Source organism: Burkholderia metallica (genome assembly GCF_902832845.1).
GTDB lineage: Bacteria > Pseudomonadota > Gammaproteobacteria > Burkholderiales > Burkholderiaceae > Burkholderia > Burkholderia metallica.
The window spans coordinates 1,505,907-1,530,070 of record NZ_CADFDB010000001.1; the positions used below are offsets into that span (position 1 = coordinate 1,505,907).

Below are 24,164 nucleotides of genomic sequence, written 5' to 3' on the forward strand. Positions count from 1 at the left end.
CGTTACGGCGTGCCGCCCGCCCCGCGATCGAGCGATGCCGCGCGCACGGCTTCGCCGGGCTTCGTGAACACGCGCTGCCGCAGCGCGGCGATCTGCGCGTCGCGATCCTGCGGCGACAGGCCGGCCGATTCGATCTGCTTGCGCTGCGTCGCATAATCCGCGTAGCGGCTCTGCCACGATGCATCGTCCTGCTGCATCTGCGCGACCCACGCGGCGGCTTCGGGGCCGAGCGTCTGCGTCAGTTGCGCGCGCATCGCATCGGGCGTCGCGCCGCTCTTCTGCAATTGCGCGATCTGGTCGATCGCCGCGCGCTGCTGGTCGATGCGCTGCCGTTCGGCGCGTTCGCCGGCCGGCATCTGCTGGTCGAGCGCGGCGAGCCGTTCGGCCTTCTGCGCGTCCGTCAACGCGGGATCCTGCGCGATCTTCAGCCGCGCGAGGTCGTAGCGCTGCCGCCACTGCTCGTCACCGAAGAACGGCTGGCTCCAGTCGCCGAGCGTGCGATACGCGATCGACGCGCGCTGGTCGAGCGCGAGTTGCAACGCGCCCAGGTCGGACTTGTCGACCGCGCCGGCGTCGCGCAGTTTCGCGAGCGCGTCGAGATACGCGCGATACCGGTGCCACACGTCGAGCGCGTCGGCCTGTGCCGCGGTGCCGTCGAGCTGCGCGGCAATCTCGCGCACGACGAACGCGTCGAGCGCGGCCGCGCTCAGGTCGCTCCGCGCGGTCAGGCAATAGTCGAAGAAATCGCGCACCGCGTGCGATTTCGCAAGACGGCCGCCGGCATCGAGCGGCAAGCGCGGCGCACTGGAACCTGCCAGCGACGGCGGCAATCCCGCGCTGGCCGGCACGGCAGCCTGCGCCGGTACGGCGGCGGAGCCGCCTGCCGCCGACGCGTCCGGCAACTCGCCGGCGGTGCCGGCCCCGCGATGCCAGCCGGCGCCGCTCCACATCGCCACGCCGGCAATCGCCGCCAGCCCGACGACACCGTAGACCACGGCGCGCCGCGCCAGCGGCGCGCGCCCTTCTCGTACCGTCATCGATTACACGCCCGCCAGCTTCAGCCGGTTCGCATGCGTGCGGATCACGGCGACCGGATCTTCCGCATACGCGCCGCGCACGCCGAGCAACTGGTTGATCTCGTCGAGATGGTTCCACTTGTAGCTCGTGCTCAGCACCTTGCCGTACAGCGCACTGCACTTCGACACGAGCCCGTCGTTCTGCCCGGAGCCGCGGTTGATCATCACCGTGCCGGTGCCGAACAGCGCGAGCGTAGACAGGTCCAGCGCATTCGCCGGATCCACGACAGGAATGGTGCTCGTATCCGTCGCCCCGGTGACGCCGAGCACCGACAGCGTCGGCTGGATCGCCGTGCCGGCCCACGAATACAGCAGGTGCGTGCTGCCGCCGACGGTTTCCGTCGGCGCGCCGGTCTGGCAACTGCCCGGCGCACCCAGGCCCGCGCTCGGGTAGTTCTGGTTGTACGTCGCTGCCCGTGCGGTCGTCAGCGTCTGCAGCGCGGCAAGCGCGTCCTGGTTCGTGTTGTGGCTGCTGCTCGTCAGGATGCCGAACACATTGACGAACGCGGCGATCACCGATGACGACAGCCCGGTGGGATCGTAGGCGAGCACGCTCTGCACGAAGTCGGCGAACTCGGAGCCGCGATGCGGCGTGCCGATCGTCGTCACCGACGCGACGAGATCGGGCGCGACGGCCGCGACATAGCGCGACGTGAGACCGCCCTGGCTGTGGCCGACGAGATTGACCTTGGTCGCCCCCGTCGCCGCGAGCACCGTCTTCACGTATGCGAGCAGCTGTTCACCACGCCCGTTCGGGCCGTCGTCGCTCTGGAACCCCGACAGGTTCGCGACGTAGACGGTCGCACCGTTCTTTTGCAGGTCCTCCTGGATACCGTACCAATACTCGAGCACGCCGGCGTACTTGTCGGTACCCGTCAGCCCGTGCACGAGGATGATCGGATAACGCGTCGCCGCGTAGCCGTCGGCGGGCGCGGTCGCCGCCATCGCCGCGTGCGTCGTCGCCAACGTCGTCACGGCGGTCGCCCCCGCGAACGGCGCGATGCTCATCGCGCATGCCACTGCCCCTGCCACCACCCTGGAACGCATCGATCTGGCCATGCATGTTCTCCTGATTATTGTGCTGCCGGTGCGAATGAAGCCCAATCGATCCACACGATGTGTCGCGAACGTCGGAACCACCGCATGCATCGAATGCGGGAGTGAAGCACGAGTCGCGAACGTTTGCGCGCCGACTAGACACGGTTCTCTAATCGGTTGACGCGCCCCGCCCGTTCGGGCGGGGCCGCGTTCATGCGCGCGCATGCTGCAACGCACACGCGCGATGCGTCACAGCTTCGCGCTCACGCGCACCCAGGCGGTACGGCCCGGCTCCATCACCGGCGAGTTCGCCGGATAGCCGAAGCCCGCGTTGCCGGCGAGGTTCAGGTGCTCGGTGTAGGCCTTGTTCAGCACGTTGTCGACGCCAACCGAGATCTGCACGGTCTTGCTGACGTTGTACTGCGTGTGCAGCGACAGCACGCCGAATCCGGCGCTCGGCCCGAAGTCCTTGCCGACCACGTTGCCCTCGTTCAGCGCGTAGCGATGCTGCGGCGCAACGATGCGCCACAGCCCCCCTGCCGACCACGCACCCCGCGTATATTCGAGCCCGATGCGCGCGTCGAGCGGCGGCATCTGCGGCAGCGGATCGCCGCTCGCGACGTTGCGCCCCCACGCATACGCGAGCGACGTCTCGATGCGCAGCGGTGAAACCGGTTTCCACGACACGCCCGCTTCGCCGCCCATGATCTGCGCGTTGACGTTGGTCGCCTGCGTAGTCGGGCCCATCATGCCGGCCGCGTAGTTGAACAGGATGAAGTCCTGCACGTAGCCCGCGTAGGCCGACACCCACGCATCGAGCCGTTCGCTCTTGTATTGCGCGCCGATGTCGAGCTGGGTGGTCTTCTCAGGCTGCACCGCCGAGAACGCGTTGACCGAGCCGGCCGGCCCGCGCTTCGCAGAGAACAGCTCCCAGTAGTCCGGATAGCGCTCCGTATGGCCGACGCCCGCGTACCACGTGACGGGCAGTGACGCGAGGTCGCGCTCGTAGCGAACGAAGCCGCTCGGCAGCACGCGCGTGCGATCGTCGTCGAAGGTCGGATTCGGCTTGCTCTTCATCATGCCGCTCGTCGTCGCACGCTTGTCGCGTGCGCTCGCATAGTCGACGCGCGCGCCGCCGATCACGCGCGACACGTCGCTCGCGTACCACGTCAGCTCGCCGAACACGCCCGCGTTCCACATCGTCGCCTGCGCATCCCACGGCATGTCGCCGTAGTTCTGCCGCCCCATCGCCGAGCGCGAGTCGAGCCGGTTCGACTGCGCATCGACGCCCGTCACGAGCTTGAAGTCGTCGGCGAAACGGAACGTCGCGGCCGCGCGCGCGCCGAACGTGCGACGCCGCACCTCCGACGCCATCCGCATCGGCATGCTGCTGGTCGGGTCCGGTTGCCGCAACGTGTAGTTGTCCATCACGTGATCGGCTTCGTTGTAGTACACGCGCGCCTCGATCCGGTCGAGCACGTCGCCGAGATGCTTCTTGTCGAACGACAGGCCGAACGTCTCGCGGCGAAAATGCGCGCCGTCCATGCCGCGTCCCGCGTAGCGCGCATAACCGTCGCCGGTGCCGGCGGTCAGCTCGACGCGCGTATGGTCGTCCGGCGTCCAGCCGAGCGCCGCATCGGCGTTCCACTTGTCCCACTGCGACGGCACGGTGTTGCCGTTGCCGTCCTTGTAGTCCTGCGAATGCGCGTGGTTCGCGCTCACGCGGCCGTAGACGTCCGGCGTGCCGGCCGTCACGTCGATGTTCTGGTCGTTGCGGCCGAACGAGCCGCCGACCACGCTGCCGTCGAAACGCATGCCGGGTTTGTCGAAGCGCGGCGTCACGCGCTCGAACATCACGGTGCCGGCCGACGCGCCGGGACCGTACAGCACCGTCTGCGGCCCCTTCACGACGGTGACCTTGTCGTAGCTCTCCGGTGCGATGTACGACGTGGGCGCATCCATGCGGCCCGGACATGCGCCGAGCGTCGACATCCCGTTCGCCAGGATGTTCAGCCGCGAACCGAACATCCCGCGCAGCACGAGGTCGCCGTTGGTGCCGCCGCTGCGGATCGACGTGAAACCGGGGATCGTCTTCAGGTAATCCGCGCCGTCGCTGGCGGGCAGCGGCTGGCGCGGGGTCTTCGGGTCCGTGACGACGACGAGCGGCGTCGACAGCGGCGACGCGACGACTTCGACGGCCGGCAGCGGCGCGGCCGGGTCGTCGCGCGGCACGCCCGCGGCACGCGCCGTTTCGGCCGCCGCGGCGCTCGCGGCCAGCGCGCCGGCTGCGAGCGCGGGAACGGTGAGTTTCAGCACGCGCGGCATGCGCCGCGCACAGGCATTGCGTGACGCCTGCGGCGCACGCAACTGGAAAATGGTCATGATCGAAAGCCCGAGTGACGCCCTCCACGCGGCCTCGACGGCCCGCACGGATAGCGGCGATGAAAAGAACGGAAACAGCGCGTCAGGCGCGCTCGGGCGGTGCGCGCGGGTACGCGCGCGGATAGCGGTCGGCACGCGCCGCGACGGCAGGCGGCGCGACGGCGGATACGGAAACGACGGAAACGGAAGCGAGTGCCGCGGCGGCAGGCCCGCCGATCGCGGGGCTGTGCGCGAAAAAGCCGCAGTACCCGCACGCATCGAGATGCAGCGCATGATCGTGCAGGCGGCTCGCATCGGGCGACCCGTGCGCGCGATGCTCGGTACCGCAGACGATCGCGTCGGGCGTGGCCGCCTGCGCGACGCGCCACTGCGACACCAGCGGCGCCGCGATCGCGAACCAGATCGCGAGCACGCCGAGCCAGGCGGTCAGGTGACGATGTCGGTGCAGCATGCGCGGCGGCCAGTAAGCGGAATGTAAAAACAGCCGAGATGTTACCGAATGTTCAACGGGCTGACCAGTACGGATGCCGGTAAACGGACCGGGGGCGCATGGTTGTCAACACAACCATGCGCCCCCGCCTGCCGCCTGCTTTCGACACGCGCCGTTCAGGGCGCCATGCGCCGCAGCACGTCGTCGCGCCGGATGAAATGATGGTAGAGCGCGGCCAGCGCGTGCAGCCCGATCACGAAGTAGAACGCATTGCCGAGCAGTTCGTGCGCCTCCTTGATCGTCGGCCGCAGCGCCTTGTCAGGGCCGAACAGCGTGAACGACACGCCGAGCCAGTCGAGCGACACCGGCTTGCCGCCCAGGTTGATCATCATGATGCCGAGCAGCGGCTGCGCGATGATGAACACGTAGAGCGCGACATGCGCAAGCTTCGAGAGCCAGCGCAGCAGCGCCGCCTGCGCAATGGGCTCGGGCACGCGGCTGACGGCGCGCCACAGTACGCGCAGCACCGACAGCACGAGCACGAGCGTGCCGGCGGTGAGATGCACGTTCATCCAGAACACCCGGCTGTCGCTGCCTTTCGGCCCGCGGATCTCGATCGCGAGGTAGGCCAGCGCCACCAGCAGGAAAACGGCCCAGTGGAAGAAGATCGCCGGCGAGCTGTAGCGCGTCTGTTTCGCGAGGATGTTTCTCATGCTTCGTCTCGTGTGGTATGCGGGGAGGAGCGCACGCGGTAACCGGCCGGCAGCCCGGCAGGGCTGCCCCGATTGTAGCCGCACGGGCGCACGGTTTTGCACGACGCGCGCAAATATCCGACGAATCGCAACCCCGCGCCGCACGGCGCGTCATATGGAAAATCCGCATCGCGCGCGCGAACGGCTGTGGCACGATGAAATTTTGGTGCGACGGCGCGCGGGCATCATGAGCAAAGCGTTCTTCGTTGCGGCCTATCGGCTGATCGCCGCGCTGCTCGCGGTATCCACCACGCTGCACAGCGTCGCCAACTACTGGCACCTGCCGGGCTTTCATCTCGGCAACTACCTCAGCTACTTCACGCAACTGAGCAGCCTCTACGCGGCCGCGATGCTCGCCGCCGGGCTCCCGCGCATCACGCGCCCCGGCTCGGCCCGCTACGAATCGATGCGCGGCGCCGCGGTGCTGTACGTGCTGATCACCGCGATCGTCTACGAACTCCTGCTCGCGCGGCTCGATGCGCTGCGTCACGTCACGCCGGCGTTCAACAACTGGGTGCTGCACCGGATCGTGCCGCTCGTCATGCTGTGCGACTGGCTGTACGTGGAGCCGCGCCTGCCGATCCCGCGGCGCAGCGCGTTCGCCTGGCTCGGCTTTCCGGTCGTCTATCTCGGCTATACGCTCGTGCGCGGCTCGCTGGAGAACTGGTATCCGTATCCGTTCGTCGATCCGCGGCCGCACGGCTACCTGCCGGTCGCGATCCAGTGCTCGCTGATCGCGATCGGTGCGGCGGCGCTCGCGCTGGGCATTCGCTGGGTCGGCAATCGCGCGCGACCCTCCGGCGCGGTTACGCTCGGGAAAGGATGAAGCGGGGAATGCTGAAAAGGCGGGCGTGTGCGCCGCCCGGCGCACACGGAGTGACGCGAGCCGTCAGCCGCCATTGCGCGGCAGGAAGTTCATCGGATCGACGACCTTGCCGTTCTGGCGGACTTCGAACTCGAACGTCGAGCGCCCGCTTGCGTCGGTGCTCATTTCGGCGATCGGCTGGCCCTGGCGCACCGCGTCGCCTTCGTTGACGAGCAGCTGGCCGTTGTGTCCATAGGCCGTGATGAGCCCGTTCTCATGCTTCAGGATCACGAGCGGGCCGTAGGCCTTGACGCCCGATCCGGCGTAGACCACACGCCCGGCCGCCGCGGCCCGCACCGAACGGTCGGGCCCGGATGCGGCGATCACGACGCCGCGCGTCTTGCCGGCCGAAAACGGCGTCGCCACGACACCGGTGGCCGGCCACGCGAGCGAACCCGGCTGGGCGGCCGCCGCGGGCGGCTGCCCGGGCTGTGCCGCGGCCGGCGGCGGCGCGACGCGCAGCACCTGGCCCGGATACACGGCATCGGTCGGCGCCATGTGGTTCCAGCTGGCCACGTCCTGCACGCGCTGCCCGTAGGCGCTCGCGACGCCCGCGAGCGTATCGCCCGGATTCACGCGGTAGTAGCCGGCGATCACGCCCGGCGTCGCGGCCGTCGTGGGTGCCGGCTGACGCGTCGGCTGCCAGTTGTCGGTCCATGGCGTCATCGTGCAGCCCGTCAGCGCGATGGCCGCGGCAACGAGCGCCGCCTGCGGCAGCCGGCGCGTCAGCGCATCGTGGATGGGAAAAGTTTCTCTCAAGGGTCCTCCCGGATTTGCGTCGCTGCGCCACCCGCCGCCCCCCGGCGCGCGACGCACGATGTCCGGCCCAACGGCCGGACCAATCAGTATCCGACCGCTCGCGCGGCCGTCAGTTTCCACGGCGGAACGTCGTCGCGAATGGGCTCACCGGCCCCTTTTCCGCGTCGTCCCGACCGGCAAAGATACCATCTGTGGCGGGCAGAGCCGCGACAGAGGCCCGATCCGGCAACAATCTTGCGGCGCCGCAGCAGCGCGCCGGCGGCCTGCAAGCCGCGCCGCGCGGGCCGCCGGGCAGGCTGGACGGGGATTCGCCGCCCGCGTGGCCGCCCTTGCCCGCCGTATCGGTCCCGTCACATTCTCCCCTTCGATCGCCGCCTATACTCGGTGATGCACTGCGCGATCCAACGACAACGAGGAGCATGACAATGAACAACGCGACGTTTCTTTCCGTGCAGCTCAACGCCGACGACTTCTCCGGTTCCAGCGGCCTGGTCGAATTGCTCAACCGGCACCTGCTGTTCGCCACCGACGTCGCCGAGGCGGCCGATGCGCTCGTCCAGCTCGCGAGCGTCGCGCACATGACCGGCGCCACGCGTCACAGCGTCGAGCTGCCGGTGCTCGCGATCGAACGGCTGCGCGAGGCGCTCGACACGTTGAGCGGCTACGACGAAACGTGGCTCCAGGTGCTGGAGCCGGCCGAAGCGCTGTTCCGCGATATCGGGCGCGGCAGACGCCCGCTGCACTGAACCGGCGGCAGGCGCGCGACGCGCGCCGCCAATGAAAACAGCCCGCCGTTCCGGATCACGGAACGGCGGGCTGTTCGTACTTCAGGGGTCGGATCAGGCCGCCGAGGCGGCCGCACCATTAACGACCCTTGTAGATCGGCGCGTCGTCGGCGATGCGCTTGACTTGCCAGCCGGTCTTGGCCTTGGCCGGTGCGCCCGATTCCTGCGCGGCAACCGGTTGTGCGCCGTAGCCGGTGGTATCGGCGGCAGCGACGTTCTGTTGCGGGTTCAGGCGGGCTTCAGCAGCCTGGATGCCTTCCGGGTAGTTCGTCCGGTCGCTGCCCAGCTTGTAGCCGGCCTGTTGGACGGCGACGAGGTCGGCCTTCACCTGGGCGCGGGTGACCGGCGCATTCTGTTGGGCGAACGACACGGCGGGAACGGCGAGGACGGCAGCTGCGGCGAACGTTGCGATCAGCGATTTCATGATTACCTCCGGGATTTTTTTGCTCCGCCGCACACACCATGTCTGCAGCGATGGAACAGAGTTTAGTCCCGACGTCCCCTAGGGAAAACCATGAAAGAACGAAAACACTGTTTCCCCGGAGCTAACAATGTCGGCATCCGGGATAGAAAAACCCTATTCAAAGAATAGATTTTCGCAACAATGCCGCCGCCGCCCGACGCTTACGACCAGTTCGCGTGGAAGCTGCCCGGCTTGTCGGTGCGCTCGAACGTGTGCGCGCCGAAGAAGTCTCGCTGCGCCTGCACAAGGTTCGCCGGCAGCCGCTCGGAACGGTAGCTGTCGAAGTACGCGACCGCCGACGCGAACGCCGGCACCGGCACGCCGGCCTTCACCGCGGCGACCACGACGTCGCGCAGCGCCGTCTGGTAGTTCGCGGCGATGTCCTTGAAGTACGGGTCGAGCAGCAGGTTCGCGAGCGCCGGGTCCTTCGCATAGGCATCCGTGATCTTCTGCAGGAAGCGCGCGCGGATGATGCAGCCCGCCCGGAAGATCTTCGCGATGGTCCCGAGATCGAGGTTCCAGCCGTACTCTTCCGACGCCGTGCGCAGTTGCGCGAAGCCCTGCGCGTACGAGATCACCTTGCTCAGATACAGCGCGCGGCGCACCGCTTCGATGAACTCGGCGCGATCGCCTGCGAACGGCGCGGCGGCCGGGCCCGACAGGATCTTGCTGGCCGCGACGCGCTCGGTCTTCAGCGACGACAGCACGCGCGCGAACACCGACTCCGTGATGAGCGGCAGCGGCACGCCGAGATCCAGCGCGTTCTGGCTCGTCCACTTGCCGGTGCCCTTCTGCGCGGCGCGATCGAGGATCACGTCGACGAGGTGCTTGCCGGTTTCGTCGTCCTTCTTGCCGAAGATCTTCGACGTGATCTCGATCAGGTAGCTGTCGAGTTCGCCCTGGTTCCATTCGGTGTACACCGCGCCCAGTTCGTCGTTGGTCAGCCCCGCGACGTCCTTCAGCACCGCATAGCTCTCGGCGATCAGCTGCATGTCGCCGTATTCGATGCCGTTGTGGACCATCTTCACGTAGTGGCCCGCGCCGTCCGGGCCCATGTACGCGACGCACGGCTCGCCGTCCGACGGCGCCTTCGCCGCGATCTGCTTGAGGATCGGCTCGACCAGGTCGTACGCGTCGCGCTGGCCGCCGGGCATGATCGACGGGCCGCGCAGCGCGCCCTCTTCGCCGCCCGACACGCCGGTGCCGATGAAGTGCAGGCCCGATTGCGCGAGCTCCTGGTTGCGGCGGATCGTGTCGGTGAAGTGCGTATTGCCGCCGTCGATCAGCACGTCGCCCTTCTCGAGCAGCGGCTTGAGCGAGGCGATCGTCGCGTCGGTCGCTTCGCCGGCCTTCACCATCATCAGGATCCGGCGCGGCGTTTCGAGCGACGCGACGAATTCCTCGAGCGTATGGGTCGGCACCAGATTGCGGCCGGGGAATTCGGCGATCAGTTCGTCGGTTTTCTCGCGGCTGCGGTTGTACACAGACACCGCGTAACCGCGGCTCTCGATATTGAGTGCGAGATTGCGGCCCATCACCGCGAGCCCGATCACACCGATTGCTTGTTTGCCCATTAGTCAATTCTCCGGAAAAAACGGGGCGCGACCCGAGCCGGGTCGCGCGCACAGGCGAAAGGATAGTGGAAACCCGGCGGCGATGCGCGCTTGCGTGTCACTGTTCCGCGTGCGGCAGCCGGCGGAACACGACGCTCAGGTTGTTCGCCGGCATCTCGACCACCTCGATGCAGTCGAGCCCGCGATCGAGGCCGAGCGCGACGACGGTCTCGAGATCGCGCACGCCCCACGACGGGTCGCGGCTGCGCAATTGCAGGTCGAACGCTTCGTTCGACGGCGCCGTGTGCCGGCCCTCGCGGCGATACGGCCCGTACAGGAACAGCACGCCGCCCGGGCGCAGCACGCGCGACGCGCCCGCGAACAGCGCGTCGGTGCAGGCCCACGGCGAGATGTGAATCATGTTGATGCAGACGATTGCATCGAGCGCGTCGAACGGCCATGACGCGTCGCGCACGTCGAATGCGAGCGGCTGCGCGACATTCGCGAGGCCGGCATGCGCGACCCACGCGGCGATCGAGCGGCGTGCCTGCACATCGGGATCGCTCGGCTGCCAGTGCAGGCCCGGCAGCGCCTGCGCGAAGTGGACCGCGTGCTGCCCGGTGCCGCTCGCGATTTCGAGCACGCGGCCGCTCGTCGGCAGCACGCGGCGCAACACGTCGAGGATCGGCCCGCGATTGCGTTCGGCCGCCGGCGCCGACAGCCGCGCGGACGGATCGGGCGACGCTGCCGGGCCGGTCACGACGCTAGCTCCGGTGTATGGCCGGCGAGGCCCAGCCGCGCGGTCAGCGCGCCGAGCGCGGGCGCGCAGCGCGCCTCGATCTTCAACGTCAGCATCGGATCGGCGCGCGTATGGCCGAGATTGAGCGCGGCGACCGGCTTGTGCCGCGCCTGCGCCCACACGCAGAAGCGGTAGCCGGAATACACCATCAGCGACGAGCCGACGACGAGCAGCGCATCGGCCGCGTCGAGCGCCTGCGACGCGAGCGCCACGCGCTCGCGCGGCACGTTTTCGCCGAAGAACACGACCGCCGGCTTCAGCAACCCGCCGCACGCGGGGCACGCCGGGATGCGGAACGTGTCGAGCGCGGCCCATTCGAGGTGCGCGTCGCCATCCGCGGCCGGCTCGGCCTGCGCGCCCAGCAGCTCGGGATTGTCGGCCTCGAGCATCAGTTGGATCGTCGCGCGCGCATGCTGCGCGCCGCAGTCGAGGCACGTGACGCCGTCGATGCCGCCGTGCAGCTCGATCACGCCGCCGCTGCCCGCGCGCTGGTGCAGCCCGTCGACGTTCTGGGTGACGAGACGCTCGATCCGCCCCGCGCCGCCGAGCCGCGCCAGCGCGACGTGCGACCCGTTCGGCTGCGCACGGCCCACGACGGGCCAGCCGATCATGCTGCGCGCCCAGTAGCGACGCCGCGCGGCATCGGAGCCGAGGAATTCGTGGAGCTGGATCGGCGGCGAGCGCATCCACTGGCCGTTGCGGTCACGATAGCCGGGAATGCCGGAGTCGGTGCTGATACCCGCACCCGTCAGCACCAGCAAGCGCGGATGACGCTCGACGAACGTGTGCAGCGCATCGAGAGCGGCCGGGTCGACGTCGGTGCTCGAGGAGTCGTGGTGGGCTTTGTCGTTCATGTTCTCAACGCGTGATCGGGCGCGCCGGCAAACCGTGCGCCCGCACGGGCGGCCAGGCACGCCAGCACATGATACAGAACGCCGCGCGATCGGGCCGGGGGCGCGCGTCGCACACCGGCGCGCAAAAAAAGACGCCCATCCGCCACTCGGCGATGGGCGCTTCAACAATTGATCCATCGGGGTAGTGGATCAACTGACAGCACGATTTCGCGGCGTCCGCCATACCGCCGGCGGCGAACGCTTCCCCTGGACTGCATGTGTTTCGCGATGCCGAACGCATCGATGCGCGCAGGCTTTCCGCTGCGATCCGGTCCGGTCCCGCCGCGCCGACGCGATGCACGGCGCACGCACGCGGGCGCCGCGCGACGACTCGCGTTGCGCGCGGCGGCATGACGATCCGGGATCCGGGCCGGGCCATCCCAACGCATTCGACGTTCGTCCCCGACGGCCGACAGGCACCCGTCGGCCTCGTGCGTCACACCTGCACGTCGTCGTTCAGAACGAACCCGATTGCTCGGATGGAACGGAAAGCCGCGCGCTCAGGTCGCCTCGATCGAAGGCGAAGCGAATATCCTGGCAGGTCGGCGATTCATGTTTGCAACACGACACGTTGCGATTCGGTCTGTTCTCATTCTCTTGTCCCCGTCTCCGATACGTCCGACCCACTGAAGCGATCGCCGGACCGACTGCGTCCGCGACCGCGCTCACGGCCCGTACAGATATGCAAGGAGCGCACCATGCTTCATGCCGCAAGGCCGCGCGGGTCGAGGCGGCGCGATCGACGCGAATCGCGCACCGACGGGCCGCGCGAACGTTTCGAAACTGAAACGCGTGCCGGATCGGCGGGCGTCGGCCGGGCGCGCCGACAGGTCGTGCCGGCCCGGCCCGCGCGGGCGGCGCGGCGTTGCATCAACGCGACTGCCGATCGACTTACAATCGCCCCACAGTGCCGCGCACCCTTGAACGGGTCGCATGCGCCGCGCGTCACGACGCGTGGCGTCGCGCCTCGGCCTCACGCTGCGCGGCACAACGCTGCGGATCGCGTAGCACCGTGGCCGGCGCGACACCGCCACTCAACGAAAGGCTTCGATCACCTTGATGCGGCGCTCGGTTTCGTCGACGAAGCAACTGTCGACCTCCACGAGCCCGAGCGTGCCGCCCGCATCGGGCTGGCGCGCCTCCGCGCACGCGGCATCCCGCATCTTGAGCCAGCGGCGTTCGTCGTTGCGCAACCGCGTCTTGCCCTGCTCGTCCAGGCTCGCCATCTTCGTCTTGTAGACGGCATTCAAGCGCCGGTCGGCCGCGCCGTATTTCAGCGCGAGGCAATTGCGGATGTCGGCCGTGTAGCCCGTCTCCTCGGCGGTCTTGCAGACGGCGGCGCGCGCCGCGTCGTCCGCACGCGCGTCAGTCGTGAGCGCGAACAGCAGCGCGCTCGCCGCCAGACCGATCGCCGTGTGTCGAAGCGTGTTCATCCGGATGCGTTGTTTTCAATGACGGAAGGCGTCGATTATGCCCGGCCGGCTGCCTGCATGGCTGTCGTCGTCTCGACATGCGCCCGTCACCGCGCATGCCGTGCCGCGCAACCGGGATGCAAACACGCTAGCATTCGGACACGCAACGTCGCACGTTCGCTTCGCCTGCCTCCAAGGACCCGACATGACCACGCCCGCCCCTGCCCGCCCCGACGTCGCGCACCGCGTCTTTTCGGCCGGGCAGCTGTCGATCGGCCTCACGCTTCCGCTGCTTCGCGCGGGCCATATCGTCGCCGACTTCGACGAGCAGCTCGAGCTGGCGGCCCTGGCCGACACGCTCGGCTTTCGCGCGCTGTGGATTCGCGACGTGCCGCTGAACAGCGCCGACTACCCCGACCCGGTCGGGCACCTCGATCCGTGGGTCCTGCTCGGCGCGCTGGCGGCGCGCACACGCCGGATCGTGCTCGCAAGCGGCGCGATCGTGCTGCCGCTGCGTCATCCGCTGCATATCGCGAAAGGCGCGCTGTCGGTCGCGACGCTGTCGGGCGGACGCTTCATCCTCGGGCTCGGCTCCGGCGACCGGCCGCCCGAGTATGCGGCGTTCGGTATCGATGCGGACACGCGGCGCGACCGCTACCGCGCGCACTGGGACGTCGTCGCGGCCGCGCTCGGCGTGCCGTCGCGCGTGGTTCCCGACGAAGCGCCGCCCGATGCGCCCGAATTCACGCTGCTGCCGCGCGGCGCCGACGCGGTGCCGATGCTGGCGGTCGGCTCGGGTGGCCAAAGCGTCGACTGGATCGCGCGGCACTCGATCGGCTGGATGACGTACCATCGCGATCCGGATACGCAGCGCGCACGCTATTCGATGTGGCGCGCGGCGGTCGACCGGCTCGCGTCGCCGGCCTTTCGCGCGTTCGCCGTGTCGATGCGACTCGACCTCGCCGCGAATCCCGATGCGCCGGCCACCGCGTTGCCGCTCGGCTATGCAACCGGACGCCGCGCATTGATCGATATCCTGCAGGACATGCGCGCGGCGGGCACGCATCACGTTACGCTGAATCCTGGGACGGACCGCCCCATGCGCGAAGTCATCGAAGAAATCGCACGATACGTTCTGCCGATATTTCACGACGGACAAACCTGATCGCGCAGGACTCCGTATTAATTCGATGCGGCGCGATGCGATGAACGCGACACTCGCCATTGTCGACCGGAAAAAGTTACAAATACATTTCATTTCGACGATCACGGTGCCGTGATTCATCCGGATGTCTACCGTCCGCGTCCATACATGACCGCATCAACGCCCCCACCGCAAACGTCCGCGCTGCGTCGGGCAGGCCCGATTCGGGCGATCGTCGACGGAACTATTCGGTTCCGATCGCGATCATGTTAACTTCCGTCCATCGTTCAGCCTAGCGGGCCGATGCGCGCCCGCATGCCCACCCCATGCGACATGTCCTCCTCGGCTGGCTGCTCGCCGCCGTCGTCTCGGCCGCCCACGCGGCCGCTCCCGCCCCGGCCGCCGCGCCGGCCGCTTCCGGCGCCGCGCCCGCGCTGACGCCGCAACAGGCACAGCAGGCACTCAATGTGCTCCAGAATCCGCGCGAGCGCGCCCAGGTCGAAACGACGCTGCGCGCCATCGCGGCCGTCGGTGCGCTGAACACGCCCGCGGTCGCGGCAAGCGATGCGGCGGCCGCCAGCAGCGCGCCTGCGGCCGCGGCCCCGGCCGCGCTCACGTCGAACGGGCTCGCGTCGATGCTGGTGCGGCAGGGATCGCGCTGGACCATCGAAATCGGCGGTGCGCTGAAGGAATCGCTGCACTCGCTCCTCGATATCGGCTCGGTCGGAAGCTGGTGGCGCGAGAAACTGGTCCGCGCCGACGAACGCGCGGATCTTGCGCAAGCGCTCTGGATCATCATCGCGGTGCTCGTGCCCGCGCTCGCCGTCGAATGGCTCGCGAAGCGGCTGTTGCGACGCGCGCTGGCCACAGTGGCCGCGCGGCGGGCCGGCGCGTCGCACGGCACCGCGCCGGACTCCGTTGCACCGGAGCGCGTTGTACCGGACTCCGTTACGCCCGACGACGATGCCCCGCCGGACACCCCCGACGCCGCGCCCGCAGCGTCGCAGGCCCGCGGCCACGCGCGTCGCCACACCACGCTGCTGCACCGGATGCCGCGCGCGCTCGTCAGTCTCGCGTTGCGCGCCGTGCCGCTGCTCGTGTTCGTCGGCGTCGCGAGCCTGACGATGTCGATGATCGCCGATACGGATACCCCGATCGAATCGGCGCTCGAAGCGCTGATCGACATCTACGTGATCTGCCGGCTCGTGACGATCGTCAGCCGGCTGTTCTTCCAGCCCGATGCGCGGCAGTTGCGGTTGCTGCACATCAGCGATGCGTGGGCCGGCTTCGCGCAACGCTCGATCGCGCGAATCGCGATCGTGGTCGGCGCGTGCACGGCCGTGGTCGAGATCGCCGCGAACTTCGGCCTGACCGACGCCGGCCACGTCGCGCTGCTGAAAGCGGTCGCGCTCGTCGCGCACCTGATGGTTTCGGCGCTGATCCTGCAGTGCCGCAGGCCGGTCGCCGCGCGCATCCGCGCGGCCGGCGATGACCGTCCATCGGTCGCGATGATCGCCAACGCGCTCGCGGACGCGTGGGCGCCCGTCGCGGTATTCATCGTGATGGCGCTGTGGTTCGTGTGGGCGCTCGACGTCCACAACGGCTACCGCGTGCTGATCACGCTCGGCGGCCGCTCGATCGCCGTGATGATCTTCATGCGGATCGTGTCGATCGTCGTGTTCGGCGCACTCGCACGCGTGTTCCAGCGCCGCGACGAAGACCGCACGCTCGTCCATCTGCACGCATACCGCTACTACCCGCTGCTGCGTCAGTTCGTGTCGGGCGCGATCGGCATCGTCACCGTCGTGCTGCTGTTGCAGATCTGGGGCGTACCGATCTTCCGCGCGTTCGAAACCGGCACGATCGGTCACCGGCTCGCGTCGGCGCTGGTGACGATCGCCATCGCGGCCATCGTCGCGCTCATCGTGTGGGAAGCCGCGAACATCGCGATCGAGCGCCGGCTGCAACGCTGGACGCGCGAAGGCAATCTCGTGCGCGCGGCGCGGCTGCGCACGCTGCTGCCGATGCTGCGCTCGCTGCTGTTCGTGATAATCGCGCTCGTCGTCGTGCTGACGGGCCTCAGCCAGCTCGGCGTGAACGTCGGCCCGCTGCTGGCCGGCGCCAGCATCTTCGGCGTCGCGCTCGGCTTCGGCTCGCAGAAGCTCGTGCAGGATTTCATCACCGGGATCTTCCTGCTGATGGAGAACGCGATGCAGGTCGGCGACTGGGTCACGCTCGCCGGCGTGTCCGGCACGGTCGAGTACCTGTCGATCCGCACCGTGCGGCTGCGCGCCGGCGACGGGTCGCTGTACACGATCCCGTTCAGCTCGGTGACGACCGTCAACAACACGAATCGCGGGCTCGGCAACGCAGCCGTCAAGATCAGCATTGCCTACGGCGAGGATATCGATCGCGCGATCGCGACGCTGAAGGAGATCGGCGCCGCGTTGCGCGACGATCCGAAATACCGCGACGGCATCCTGTCGGACTTCAGCTACTGGGGTATCGACCAGGTCGACGGCGCGGCGATCGCGCTGGCCGGACAGATGCAATGCACGGACTCGACGCGCTGGAGCGTGCAGCGCGAATTCAACCGGCGGATCGCGGAGACGTTCCGCGAACGCGGCATCCGGATCGCCAATCCGCAGCGCAGCGTCATCGCGTACGCGGACGGGTCACGGGCGGGCGGCGATGACGAAAACGGCAGCAACGGCGGCAACGGCCACGCGGCCGAACCGACGGCCCGGCCGCCGTCGCCCGCCGCACCGGCGCGCAAGCCGGGCTGACCGGCCCGAGCCGACGTCGCGCCGCGTTCAACGCGCGGCGGGCTTGCTCACGCGCCGGGTGCGCTTCGCGGCGGGCGTCGACGCCCCCGCCTTCGCGTTGCGTTTCGACGCCGCGCCCTGCCCGCGCGTTGAGCCGGCTTTCGGGCCGGCAGCCGATGCGTCGCGCTGCGCGTGCCATTGCTCGAGCAGCACGCGCGTCTGGTCGGCGATCGTGTCGATCAGCAGTGCCGCACGCTCGCCCTCGAACGCTTCCCATCCGAGCAACTGCAGCGCCGAGCGCTGCGCGATGTGGAACACCGTGATCTGCCCGAACAGGCTCAGCGCACGCAAGCGCGTGACGGGGTCGTCGGCCGGCCGGCCCGAGATGCGGCCGATCAGTTCGGCGCTCACGTCGTTGAGCGGCTTGCGCATGCGCGTCATCAGGATTTCGCTCGCGCTCGCCGGCTCCTGGCCGACTTGCTCGCGCGCGAAGAACATCCGCTGGTTCAGCGTCTTCGGCGCGGTGAACATCCGGTCCGACAGCGCGCGCAGCAGCCCGACGAACGCGTCGATCAGCACGTCGACGTCCGCATCCGCATCGAGCATCGCCCACGCATGGCCGACCGACGGCGCGAACACCTCCCAGCCGTGCTCCGCGATCGTTTCCACGCACGCGCGGTACACGCCTTCCTTGTTTTCGAAGTAGTACTGGAGCGCCGGCGCGTTCACGCCGGCCATCGCGGCGATCTCGCGCGTCGACGCGCCCGCGAACCCGCGCTCGCCGAACAGTTCGATCGCCGCCTCGATGATCCGCTGGCGCGTTTCGTCGCCGCGAGCGTAACCGCCCGCCGACGTGCGGCGCAGCTTCTTCGCTTCGTTCATGCCGTCCTCGTCATTCGATCGATCGACATTCTACTTGACACAATTCTATCAACTGGAATAATTCTTCCACTTGGAATAAATTGGATCCCAGCATGTCGACGCAGCAAGAGCCGCCACAGAAAGCAGATCGTCAGGAACCCACAACAATGCCGCGCAACGGCAACGGATCGAAGCGGCGCATCCTGCTCGTCGTCGCGGTGCTCGCGGCCATCGGCGGCGCCGTGTGGCTGGGCCGCTGGTGGACGGTCGGCCGCTTCATCGAAAGCACCAACGACGCGTACCTGCAGGCGGACAGCATGACGGCCGCGCCGAAGGTCGCCGGCTACGTGACCGATGTCTACGTGCGCGACAACCAGGCCGTGAAGGCCGGCGATCCGCTCGTGCGGCTCGACGTACGCCAGTACCAGGTCGCGCTCGCGCAATCGCTCGCGACCGTCGACGCGCGCCGCGCGGATATCGCTCGCGCCGAGGCCGACATCAGCCAGCAGCGCGCGAATCTCGAGCAGGCCACTGCGCAGGCGAAGGTATCGCGGATCAACGCGCAGCACGCCAGCGACGAATACGCGCGCTATGCGCCGCTCGCGGCGACCGGCGCCGAGACGCACGAACGCGTGGCCGACCTGAAGAGCACGCGCGACCAGGCAGCCGCGACGCTCGCCGCGAACGATGCGTCGATCGCCGCCGCGCGCACGCAGATCGCATCGTTCACCGCGCAGCTCCAGCAGGCGCGCGCGCAGCTCGAGGCCGCGCAGGCCAGCGCCGCGCAGGCCCAGCTCGACCTCGACAACACGATCGTGCGCAGCACCCTCGCGGGCCGCGTCGGCGATCGCACGGTGCGCGTCGGTCAATACGTGCAGCCCGGCACGCGGCTGCTGACCGTGGTGCCGGTCGACTCGATCTACCTCGTCGCGAACTTCAAGGAAACGCAGATCGGCAACATGCGCATCGGCCAGCCCGTCGAGCTGCACGTCGATGCGCTGCCGGACGGCACGCTGTCCGGCGTCGTCGACAGCTTCGCACCCGGCACCGGCGCGCAGTTCGCACTGCTGCCGCCCGAGAATGCGACCGGCAACTTCACGAAGATCGTCCAGCGCGTGCCGGTGCGCATCCGCCTCGCGGCGAACACGCGCGCGCAGCGCATGCTGCTGCCGGGGCTGTCGGTGACGGTCGACGTCGATACGCGCTCGGCCCGCGACGAGACGCATCATGGCTGAACCGTCCGCCACGATGCCCGCGCCGCCGCACGAAGGCCGCGCGAGCGTGACCGACTGGATCGCGGTCGCGGCCGGCGCGCTCGGCGCGCTGATGGCGACGCTCGACATCTCGATCACGAACTCCGCGCTGCCGCAGATCCAGGGCGAAATCGGCGCGACCGGCACCGAAGGCACGTGGATCTCGACCGGCTACCTGATGTCGGAGATCGTGATGATCCCGCTCGCCGCGTGGCTCACGCGCGTGTTCGGGCTGCGCAATTTCCTGCTGACGAACTCCGCGCTGTTCATCGCGTTCTCGATGATGTGCGGCTGGTCGCATTCGCTGCCGATGATGATCGCGGGCCGGATCGGCCAGGGCTTCACCGGCGGTGCGCTGATCCCCACCGCGCAGACCATCATCCGCACGCGGTTGCCGCTGTCGCAGTTGCCGGTCGGCATGACGCTGTTCGGCCTGATCGTGCTGCTCGGGCCGCTGTTCGGCCCCGTGCTCGGCGGCTGGCTCGCGGAGAACGTGAGCTGGAGCTGGTGCTTTTTCCTGAACCTGCCGGTGTGCCTGCTGCTGATGGCACTGCTGTGGTTCGGACTGCCGTCGGACCGCCCGCAGTGGAACACGTTCTTCAATGCCGACTGGCTCGGAATCGCCGGCCTCGCGATCGGGCTGAGCTCGCTCACCGTCGTGCTCGAGGAAGGTCAGCGCGAACGCTGGTTCGAATCGCAGATGATCGTCACGCTGAGCGTCGTGTCGCTGTTCGGCATGATCCTGATCGCGCTGTCGCAGATCTTCGCGAAGCGGCCGATCATGCGGCTGTCGCTGATGCGCAACCCGCGCTACGCGAGCGTGATCGTGATCGTGTCCGCGGTCGGCGCGGGGCTGTACGGCGTGTCCTACCTGCTGCCGCAGTTCCTCGCGATCGTCGCCGGCTACAACGCGGAACAGGCGGGCGCGATCATGCTGCTGTCGGGGCTGCCGGCATTTCTCGTGATGCCGATCCTGCCGCGCCTGCTCGGCAAGGTCGATTTCCGCATCCTCGTGATCTCGGGGCTGCTGCTGTTCTGCCTGAGCTGCATGCTCGACATCAGCCTGACCGCGCAGAGCGTCGGCCACGACTTCGTATGGTCGCAACTGATCCGCGGCGTCGCGCAGATGCTCGCGATGATGCCGCTCAACCAGGCGTCGATGGCCGCCGTCGCGCGCGAAGACTCGGGCGATGCGGCCGGGCTCTACAACATGGCGCGCAATCTCGGCGGCTCGATCGGGCTCGCGATCATCGGCACCGTGATCGATCGGCGTACGACCTTCCACACGGCCGCGCTGCGCGAATCGGTCACCGCCAACTCGCTGATCGGGCAGGACCGGCTGTCGGCCTACGCGGCCAACTGGTTCGCGCACACCGGCGACCTCGCGTATTCGAACATGCGCGCACTCGGACAACTGGCGCAGCAGATCCAGATCCAGGCCGTCGTGATGACCTATTCCGAAACCTTCTATCTGCTGGGCCTGGCGCTGCTCGCCTGCGTACCGCTCGCGCTGCTGCTGAGAACGCCGCGCGGGCCGCAACCGATGTCGTCCGGCCACTGAACCGTCTTACGCGATGAAACCCTTGTCCCTGCCCCGCCGCCCCGCGCTCACGCTGTGCGCGGCCGCGTGCCTGCTCGCCGGCTGCACGGTCGGCCCCGACTATCGCGGCGCGCCCGCCGCACCGGATGCGCCCGTCTTCGTGCGCGCGCCGGCCTCCGGCGTCGACGCCACCGCGCCCGCGCCGAGCGCGTGGTGGCACGCGCTGAACGATCGCCAGCTCGACGAGCTGATCACCGCCGCACTCGTGTACAACCCCGATCTGCACGCCGCGCAGGCGCGCCTGCGCGCGGCGCGTGCGCAGCTCTCGCAACAGCGAGCGGCGCAGTTGCCGAAATCGTCGGCCACCGTCGCCGCCATCCGCACGCGCGAACCGGACATCGGCGCGCTCGGTTCGCTGCTGCCGTCGAACGGCTCGAACCAGTCGGGCGGCACGTCGCCGACGCCTGGCGGCTCGGGCCCGCTTCAGCTCTATTCGGCCGGCTTCGATGCAACCTGGGAAATCGACCTGTTCGGCGGCACGCGCCGCGCGGTCGAAGCCGCGTCCGCGCAGGCGGAAGCGGTCAACGCCGATCTCGCCGATACGCAGGTATCGATCGCGGCCGAAGTCGCGAACGCGTACGTCGACCTGCGCGACCAGCAGCAGCGGCTTGCACTGTCGCGGCGTACCGCCGAGTTGCAGCAGAAGATGCTCGAACTCACGCAGCAGCGCCGCGCACGCGGCGTCGCCGCCGATGCCGACATCGAACGCCTGACGACCCAGGTCGAAAACACGCGCGCGTCGCTGATCCCGCTCGACGCGCAGGTGACGGAGTCGCTCGACCGGCTCGCGATCCTGACGGGCCGCGCGCCCGGCGCGCTCGACGCGGCGCTGTCGACCGCGGACGCTCCGCTGCCGACGCTGCCCGCCAGCGTGGCGATCGGAGACCCGGCCACGCTGCTGAAACAGCGCCCCGACATTCGCGCGGCCGAGCGTCGGCTCGCATCGAGCAATGCGCAGATCGGCGAGCATGTCGCCGACTATTTCCCGAAGGTGACGCTGCTCGGCGATCTCGGTTTCAGCGCGACCGACCCGGGGCATCTGTTCCGCAAGCAGAACTTCAACTGGGTCGGTGCGCCGTATCTGCAATGGAACATTCTCGACTTCGGGCGCACGCGCGGCGCGGTGCGCGCGGCCGAAGCATCGCGCGACGAAGCGGACGCGAACTATCAGAAGGCCGTGCTCGGCGCGTTGCAGGATGCGAACACCGCATTGCAGCGCTACGGGCACCAGCGCGAGCACGTCGTCGCGCTCGCCAGGGTGCAGACGTCGGCCGTGCATTCCCGGTCGCTGATGGATGAGCGTTATCGCGCGGGCGTCGCCTCGATGATCGACCTGCTCGATACGCGACGCGAAGCGCTGGCCGCGCAGCAAAACGTGATCGCCGGGCAAGCCGAACTGATCAAGGACTACGTGTCGCTGCAGAAGAGCCTCGGGCTCGGGTGGCAGACCGGCGCGGGTTGACGACGAGGGGATCGGTGCCGCGCGGCCGGGTCTGGCGACGCTGGCGCGGCACCGATGCCCGCAACGCGGATCGCACGACACAACGACTCATTGCGCACGCAACAATATTTGTTCGCTGCACCAACAACGACGGGGCGCGCACCGCATCGATGCCGATACTATCGGCTGCATACCCAATATCAATTAGCCAATCATCTGACGATCTCTTCTAATTCAACCGGTTTCCCCACCACCGATCGGATTCAAGGAGTTCCATCGTCATGTCTTCATCCTCCAGTCGCGTGCTGAGACACGCGGTCGCCGCGGTCTGCGTTGCACTTTCCGCGTCTTCCCATGCCGCCGAACTCACCCGGGACACGGGCGCGCCCATCGGCGACAACGAGAATTCGCAGACGGCCGGCCCGGCGGGCCCCGTGCTCCTGCAAGACTCCGCACTCATCGAGAAACTGCAGCGCTTCGATCGCGAGCGCATTCCGGAGCGCGTCGTGCATGCCCGCGGCACCGGCGCATTCGGCGAGTTCGAGCCGAGCGCCGACATCTCGGACCTGACGAAAGCGAAGGTCTTCACGCCGGGCACCCGCACACCGGTATTCGTGCGCTTTTCGACCGTGATGGGCTATCGCGGCTCGCCCGAACAGGCGCGCGATCCGCGCGGTTTCGCGGTGAAGTTCTATACGCAGCAGGGCAACTGGGACATGGTCGGCATCAACTGGCCCGTGTTCTTCATTCGCGACGGCATCAAGTTCCCCGACTTCGTTCACGCGAACAAGCCGAGCGCCGTGACCGGCGTGCAGGACCCGAACCTCGCATTCGACTTCTTCGCGCACACGCCCGAGGCGACGCACATGCTGACGATGCTGTACACGAATGCGGGCATGCCCGATTCGTATCGTCACATGGACGGCTTCGCGGTGCACGCGTTCAAGTTCGTCAATGCGCGCGGCGACGTGCACTACGTGAAGTTCCACTGGAAAAGCCGGCAAGGCGTGCACGGCCTGCGGCCGCAGGATATCGCCGCGTCGATCGGGCACGACTGGAACATGATGACGAACGACCTGTACGGGGCGCTGAAGCAACGCGATTTCCCGAAGTGGGATCTGTACGTGCAGGTGCTCACGCCGCAGGAACTGAACCGGTTCGACTTCGATGCACTGGACGACACGAAAGTCTGGACCGGCGTCCCCGAGCGCAAGATCGGCACGATGACGCTGAACCGCGTGCCCGAGAACTACTTCCAGTCGACCGAGGAATCGGCGTTCGCCCCGTCGCGGCTCGTGCCCGGCATCGAGCCGTCCGAAGACCGGATGCTGCAGGATCGCCTGTTCGCCTACGCCGACACGCAGATGTACCGGCTCGGCGCGAACTACCAGGATCTGCCGATCAACCGGCCTGCCGTGCCGGTGGTCAGCAACAACCAGGACGGCGCGATGAACGCCGGCGACCGCAAGGGCGAAGTGAACTACGAACCGTCGACGCTGCATGAACTCGCGCCCAATCCGCAGTACAAGTCCGTACGCATGGCGCTCAGCGGAACGACGCAGCAGGAGGCGATCCACAAGAAGCTGCTGTTCCGTCAGGCGGGCGAGTACTACCGCAGCCTGTCGCAACAGGACAGGGACGACCTGATCACCGCGCTGTCCGGCGATCTCGGCAAGGTGACGAACGCACCCAACCAGTACGCGATGCTGTCGTACTTCTACAAGGCCGATGCCGACTACGGCACGCGTCTCGCGCAGGCCGTTCACGCCGACGTCGGGCAAGTGCAGGCGCTCGCGGCGAAGCTGAGCGAGAACTGATCCCGCGGCTGCGGCCGCCGTCGACGTGCGGGGTGCCGCGCCGCGCACGTCGACCTCACCCATCCATCAGGACATC

At 68.4% G+C, this 24,164-nt stretch carries 20 protein-coding genes; 8 read left to right on the forward strand and 12 right to left on the reverse strand.

The window, feature by feature from the left end:
• Positions 1-2: 2 nt before the first annotated feature.
• The 5 genes from HWX08_RS06605 to HWX08_RS06625 all read right to left on the reverse strand — a co-directional run bounded on the left by HWX08_RS06605 (position 3) and on the right by HWX08_RS06625 (position 5,639).
• Positions 3-1,037, reverse strand: coding sequence for a lipase secretion chaperone (locus tag HWX08_RS06605; protein ID WP_174922244.1), 1,035 nt, complete (start codon positions 1,035-1,037; stop codon positions 3-5).
• 3 nt (positions 1,038-1,040) lie between these two features.
• Complete coding sequence (locus tag HWX08_RS06610; RefSeq protein ID WP_069259502.1) at positions 1,041-2,135, reverse strand: triacylglycerol lipase; 1,095 nt, start codon at positions 2,133-2,135, stop codon at positions 1,041-1,043.
• 228 nt (positions 2,136-2,363) lie between these two features.
• Complete coding sequence (locus HWX08_RS06615; RefSeq protein ID WP_175806991.1) at positions 2,364-4,496, reverse strand: TonB-dependent copper receptor; 2,133 nt, start codon at positions 4,494-4,496, stop codon at positions 2,364-2,366.
• A gap of 82 nt (positions 4,497-4,578) precedes the next feature.
• Positions 4,579-4,947 carry a DUF2946 domain-containing protein gene (locus HWX08_RS06620; RefSeq protein WP_174922413.1) on the reverse strand — a complete coding sequence of 123 codons (369 nt, stop codon included), beginning with the start codon at positions 4,945-4,947 and terminating at the stop codon, positions 4,579-4,581.
• Between the two features lie 155 nt (positions 4,948-5,102).
• Positions 5,103-5,639, reverse strand: a complete 537-nt coding sequence (locus HWX08_RS06625; protein WP_107309840.1) for a cytochrome b — start codon at positions 5,637-5,639, stop codon at positions 5,103-5,105.
• 226 nt (positions 5,640-5,865) lie between these two features.
• Here HWX08_RS06625 and HWX08_RS06630 point away from each other — a divergent pair, with 226 nt between their 5' ends.
• Positions 5,866-6,504, forward strand: a complete 639-nt coding sequence (locus HWX08_RS06630) for a Pr6Pr family membrane protein (RefSeq protein WP_069261106.1) — start codon at positions 5,866-5,868, stop codon at positions 6,502-6,504.
• Positions 6,505-6,567: 63 nt separating this feature from the next.
• On the opposite strand, the gene HWX08_RS06635 is transcribed toward HWX08_RS06630, so the two are convergent.
• Positions 6,568-7,302, reverse strand: coding sequence for a peptidoglycan DD-metalloendopeptidase family protein (locus HWX08_RS06635; RefSeq protein WP_174922412.1), 735 nt, complete (start codon positions 7,300-7,302; stop codon positions 6,568-6,570).
• A 425-nt stretch (positions 7,303-7,727) separates the two neighbouring features.
• On the opposite strand from HWX08_RS06635, the gene HWX08_RS06640 reads away from it, so the two are divergent.
• Entirely contained in the window at positions 7,728-8,048 is a 321-nt protein-coding gene (locus HWX08_RS06640) for a hypothetical protein (protein WP_069259497.1), read from the forward strand.
• A gap of 118 nt (positions 8,049-8,166) precedes the next feature.
• On the opposite strand, the gene HWX08_RS06645 is transcribed toward HWX08_RS06640, so the two are convergent.
• The 5 genes from HWX08_RS06645 to HWX08_RS06665 form a co-directional block, all read right to left on the reverse strand.
• On the reverse strand, positions 8,167-8,511 hold the full coding sequence (locus HWX08_RS06645) for a DUF4148 domain-containing protein (protein WP_069259496.1): 345 nt from the start codon (positions 8,509-8,511) through the stop codon (positions 8,167-8,169).
• A gap of 200 nt (positions 8,512-8,711) precedes the next feature.
• The gene (gene gndA, locus HWX08_RS06650) at positions 8,712-10,124 is read right to left on the reverse strand and encodes an NADP-dependent phosphogluconate dehydrogenase (RefSeq protein WP_174922411.1); all 1,413 of its coding nucleotides are present in this window, start codon (positions 10,122-10,124) and stop codon (positions 8,712-8,714) included.
• A gap of 97 nt (positions 10,125-10,221) precedes the next feature.
• Complete coding sequence (locus HWX08_RS06655) at positions 10,222-10,863, reverse strand: DUF938 domain-containing protein (protein ID WP_174922410.1); 642 nt, start codon at positions 10,861-10,863, stop codon at positions 10,222-10,224.
• Positions 10,860-11,756, reverse strand: a complete 897-nt coding sequence (locus HWX08_RS06660) for an NAD-dependent protein deacetylase (protein WP_174922409.1) — start codon at positions 11,754-11,756, stop codon at positions 10,860-10,862. Before HWX08_RS06660 ends, HWX08_RS06655 begins: the two co-directional genes overlap by 4 nt.
• A 1,073-nt stretch (positions 11,757-12,829) precedes the next feature.
• Positions 12,830-13,228, reverse strand: a complete 399-nt coding sequence (locus HWX08_RS06665) for a lysozyme inhibitor LprI family protein (protein ID WP_069259492.1) — start codon at positions 13,226-13,228, stop codon at positions 12,830-12,832.
• A 184-nt stretch (positions 13,229-13,412) separates the two neighbouring features.
• Between HWX08_RS06665 and HWX08_RS06670 the strand changes: the two genes are divergently transcribed.
• Both HWX08_RS06670 and HWX08_RS06675 read left to right on the forward strand, forming a co-directional pair.
• Positions 13,413-14,372 (forward strand): LLM class oxidoreductase, encoded by a 960-nt coding sequence (locus tag HWX08_RS06670; RefSeq protein WP_174922408.1) that lies wholly within the window; start codon positions 13,413-13,415, stop codon positions 14,370-14,372.
• Between the two features lie 305 nt (positions 14,373-14,677).
• A complete protein-coding gene (locus HWX08_RS06675) occupies positions 14,678-17,137 on the forward strand; it encodes a mechanosensitive ion channel domain-containing protein (protein ID WP_174922407.1) in 2,460 nt (819 codons plus the stop codon).
• Between the two features lie 27 nt (positions 17,138-17,164).
• Here HWX08_RS06675 and HWX08_RS06680 read toward each other — a convergent pair whose 3' ends face one another.
• Positions 17,165-17,998, reverse strand: a complete 834-nt coding sequence (locus tag HWX08_RS06680) for a CerR family C-terminal domain-containing protein (protein ID WP_107309847.1) — start codon at positions 17,996-17,998, stop codon at positions 17,165-17,167.
• 92 nt (positions 17,999-18,090) lie between these two features.
• Between HWX08_RS06680 and HWX08_RS06685 the strand changes: the two genes are divergently transcribed.
• From HWX08_RS06685 to HWX08_RS06700, 4 genes are all read left to right on the forward strand, one after another.
• Positions 18,091-19,212 carry an HlyD family secretion protein gene (locus HWX08_RS06685; RefSeq protein ID WP_174922406.1) on the forward strand — a complete coding sequence of 374 codons (1,122 nt, stop codon included), beginning with the start codon at positions 18,091-18,093 and terminating at the stop codon, positions 19,210-19,212.
• On the forward strand, positions 19,205-20,791 hold the full coding sequence (locus HWX08_RS06690; RefSeq protein ID WP_069259487.1) for an MDR family MFS transporter: 1,587 nt from the start codon (positions 19,205-19,207) through the stop codon (positions 20,789-20,791). The genes HWX08_RS06685 and HWX08_RS06690 overlap by 8 nt, the downstream gene beginning before the upstream one ends.
• Positions 20,792-20,804: 13 nt before the next feature.
• Complete coding sequence (locus tag HWX08_RS06695) at positions 20,805-22,292, forward strand: efflux transporter outer membrane subunit (protein WP_174922405.1); 1,488 nt, start codon at positions 20,805-20,807, stop codon at positions 22,290-22,292.
• A 260-nt stretch (positions 22,293-22,552) separates the two neighbouring features.
• Positions 22,553-24,088 (forward strand): catalase, encoded by a 1,536-nt coding sequence (locus HWX08_RS06700; protein WP_174922404.1) that lies wholly within the window; start codon positions 22,553-22,555, stop codon positions 24,086-24,088.
• The last annotated feature ends 76 nt before the right edge of the window (positions 24,089-24,164 follow it).

Excerpts from the sequence above, each read along its gene's own strand:
- HWX08_RS06605 (WP_174922244.1), bottom strand. The coding sequence starts at position 1,037 with ATGACGGTACGAGAAGGGCGCGCGCCGCTGGCGCGGCGCGCCGTGGTC.
- HWX08_RS06610 (WP_069259502.1), bottom strand. The coding sequence starts at position 2,135 with ATGGCCAGATCGATGCGTTCCAGGGTGGTGGCAGGGGCAGTGGCATGC.
- HWX08_RS06615 (WP_175806991.1), bottom strand. The coding sequence starts at position 4,496 with ATGACCATTTTCCAGTTGCGTGCGCCGCAGGCGTCACGCAATGCCTGT.
- HWX08_RS06620 (WP_174922413.1), bottom strand. The coding sequence starts at position 4,947 with ATGCTGCACCGACATCGTCACCTGACCGCCTGGCTCGGCGTGCTCGCG.
- HWX08_RS06625 (WP_107309840.1), bottom strand. The coding sequence starts at position 5,639 with ATGAGAAACATCCTCGCGAAACAGACGCGCTACAGCTCGCCGGCGATC.
- HWX08_RS06630 (WP_069261106.1), top strand. The coding sequence starts at position 5,866 with ATGAGCAAAGCGTTCTTCGTTGCGGCCTATCGGCTGATCGCCGCGCTG.
- HWX08_RS06640 (WP_069259497.1), top strand. The coding sequence starts at position 7,728 with ATGAACAACGCGACGTTTCTTTCCGTGCAGCTCAACGCCGACGACTTC.
- HWX08_RS06645 (WP_069259496.1), bottom strand. The coding sequence starts at position 8,511 with ATGAAATCGCTGATCGCAACGTTCGCCGCAGCTGCCGTCCTCGCCGTT.
- gndA (WP_174922411.1), bottom strand. The coding sequence starts at position 10,124 with ATGGGCAAACAAGCAATCGGTGTGATCGGGCTCGCGGTGATGGGCCGC.
- HWX08_RS06660 (WP_174922409.1), bottom strand. The coding sequence starts at position 11,756 with ATGAACGACAAAGCCCACCACGACTCCTCGAGCACCGACGTCGACCCG.
- HWX08_RS06665 (WP_069259492.1), bottom strand. The coding sequence starts at position 13,228 with ATGAACACGCTTCGACACACGGCGATCGGTCTGGCGGCGAGCGCGCTG.
- HWX08_RS06670 (WP_174922408.1), top strand. The coding sequence starts at position 13,413 with ATGACCACGCCCGCCCCTGCCCGCCCCGACGTCGCGCACCGCGTCTTT.
- HWX08_RS06675 (WP_174922407.1), top strand. The coding sequence starts at position 14,678 with ATGCGACATGTCCTCCTCGGCTGGCTGCTCGCCGCCGTCGTCTCGGCC.
- HWX08_RS06680 (WP_107309847.1), bottom strand. The coding sequence starts at position 17,998 with ATGAACGAAGCGAAGAAGCTGCGCCGCACGTCGGCGGGCGGTTACGCT.
- HWX08_RS06685 (WP_174922406.1), top strand. The coding sequence starts at position 18,091 with ATGTCGACGCAGCAAGAGCCGCCACAGAAAGCAGATCGTCAGGAACCC.
- HWX08_RS06690 (WP_069259487.1), top strand. The coding sequence starts at position 19,205 with ATGGCTGAACCGTCCGCCACGATGCCCGCGCCGCCGCACGAAGGCCGC.
- HWX08_RS06695 (WP_174922405.1), top strand. The coding sequence starts at position 20,805 with ATGAAACCCTTGTCCCTGCCCCGCCGCCCCGCGCTCACGCTGTGCGCG.
- HWX08_RS06700 (WP_174922404.1), top strand. The coding sequence starts at position 22,553 with ATGTCTTCATCCTCCAGTCGCGTGCTGAGACACGCGGTCGCCGCGGTC.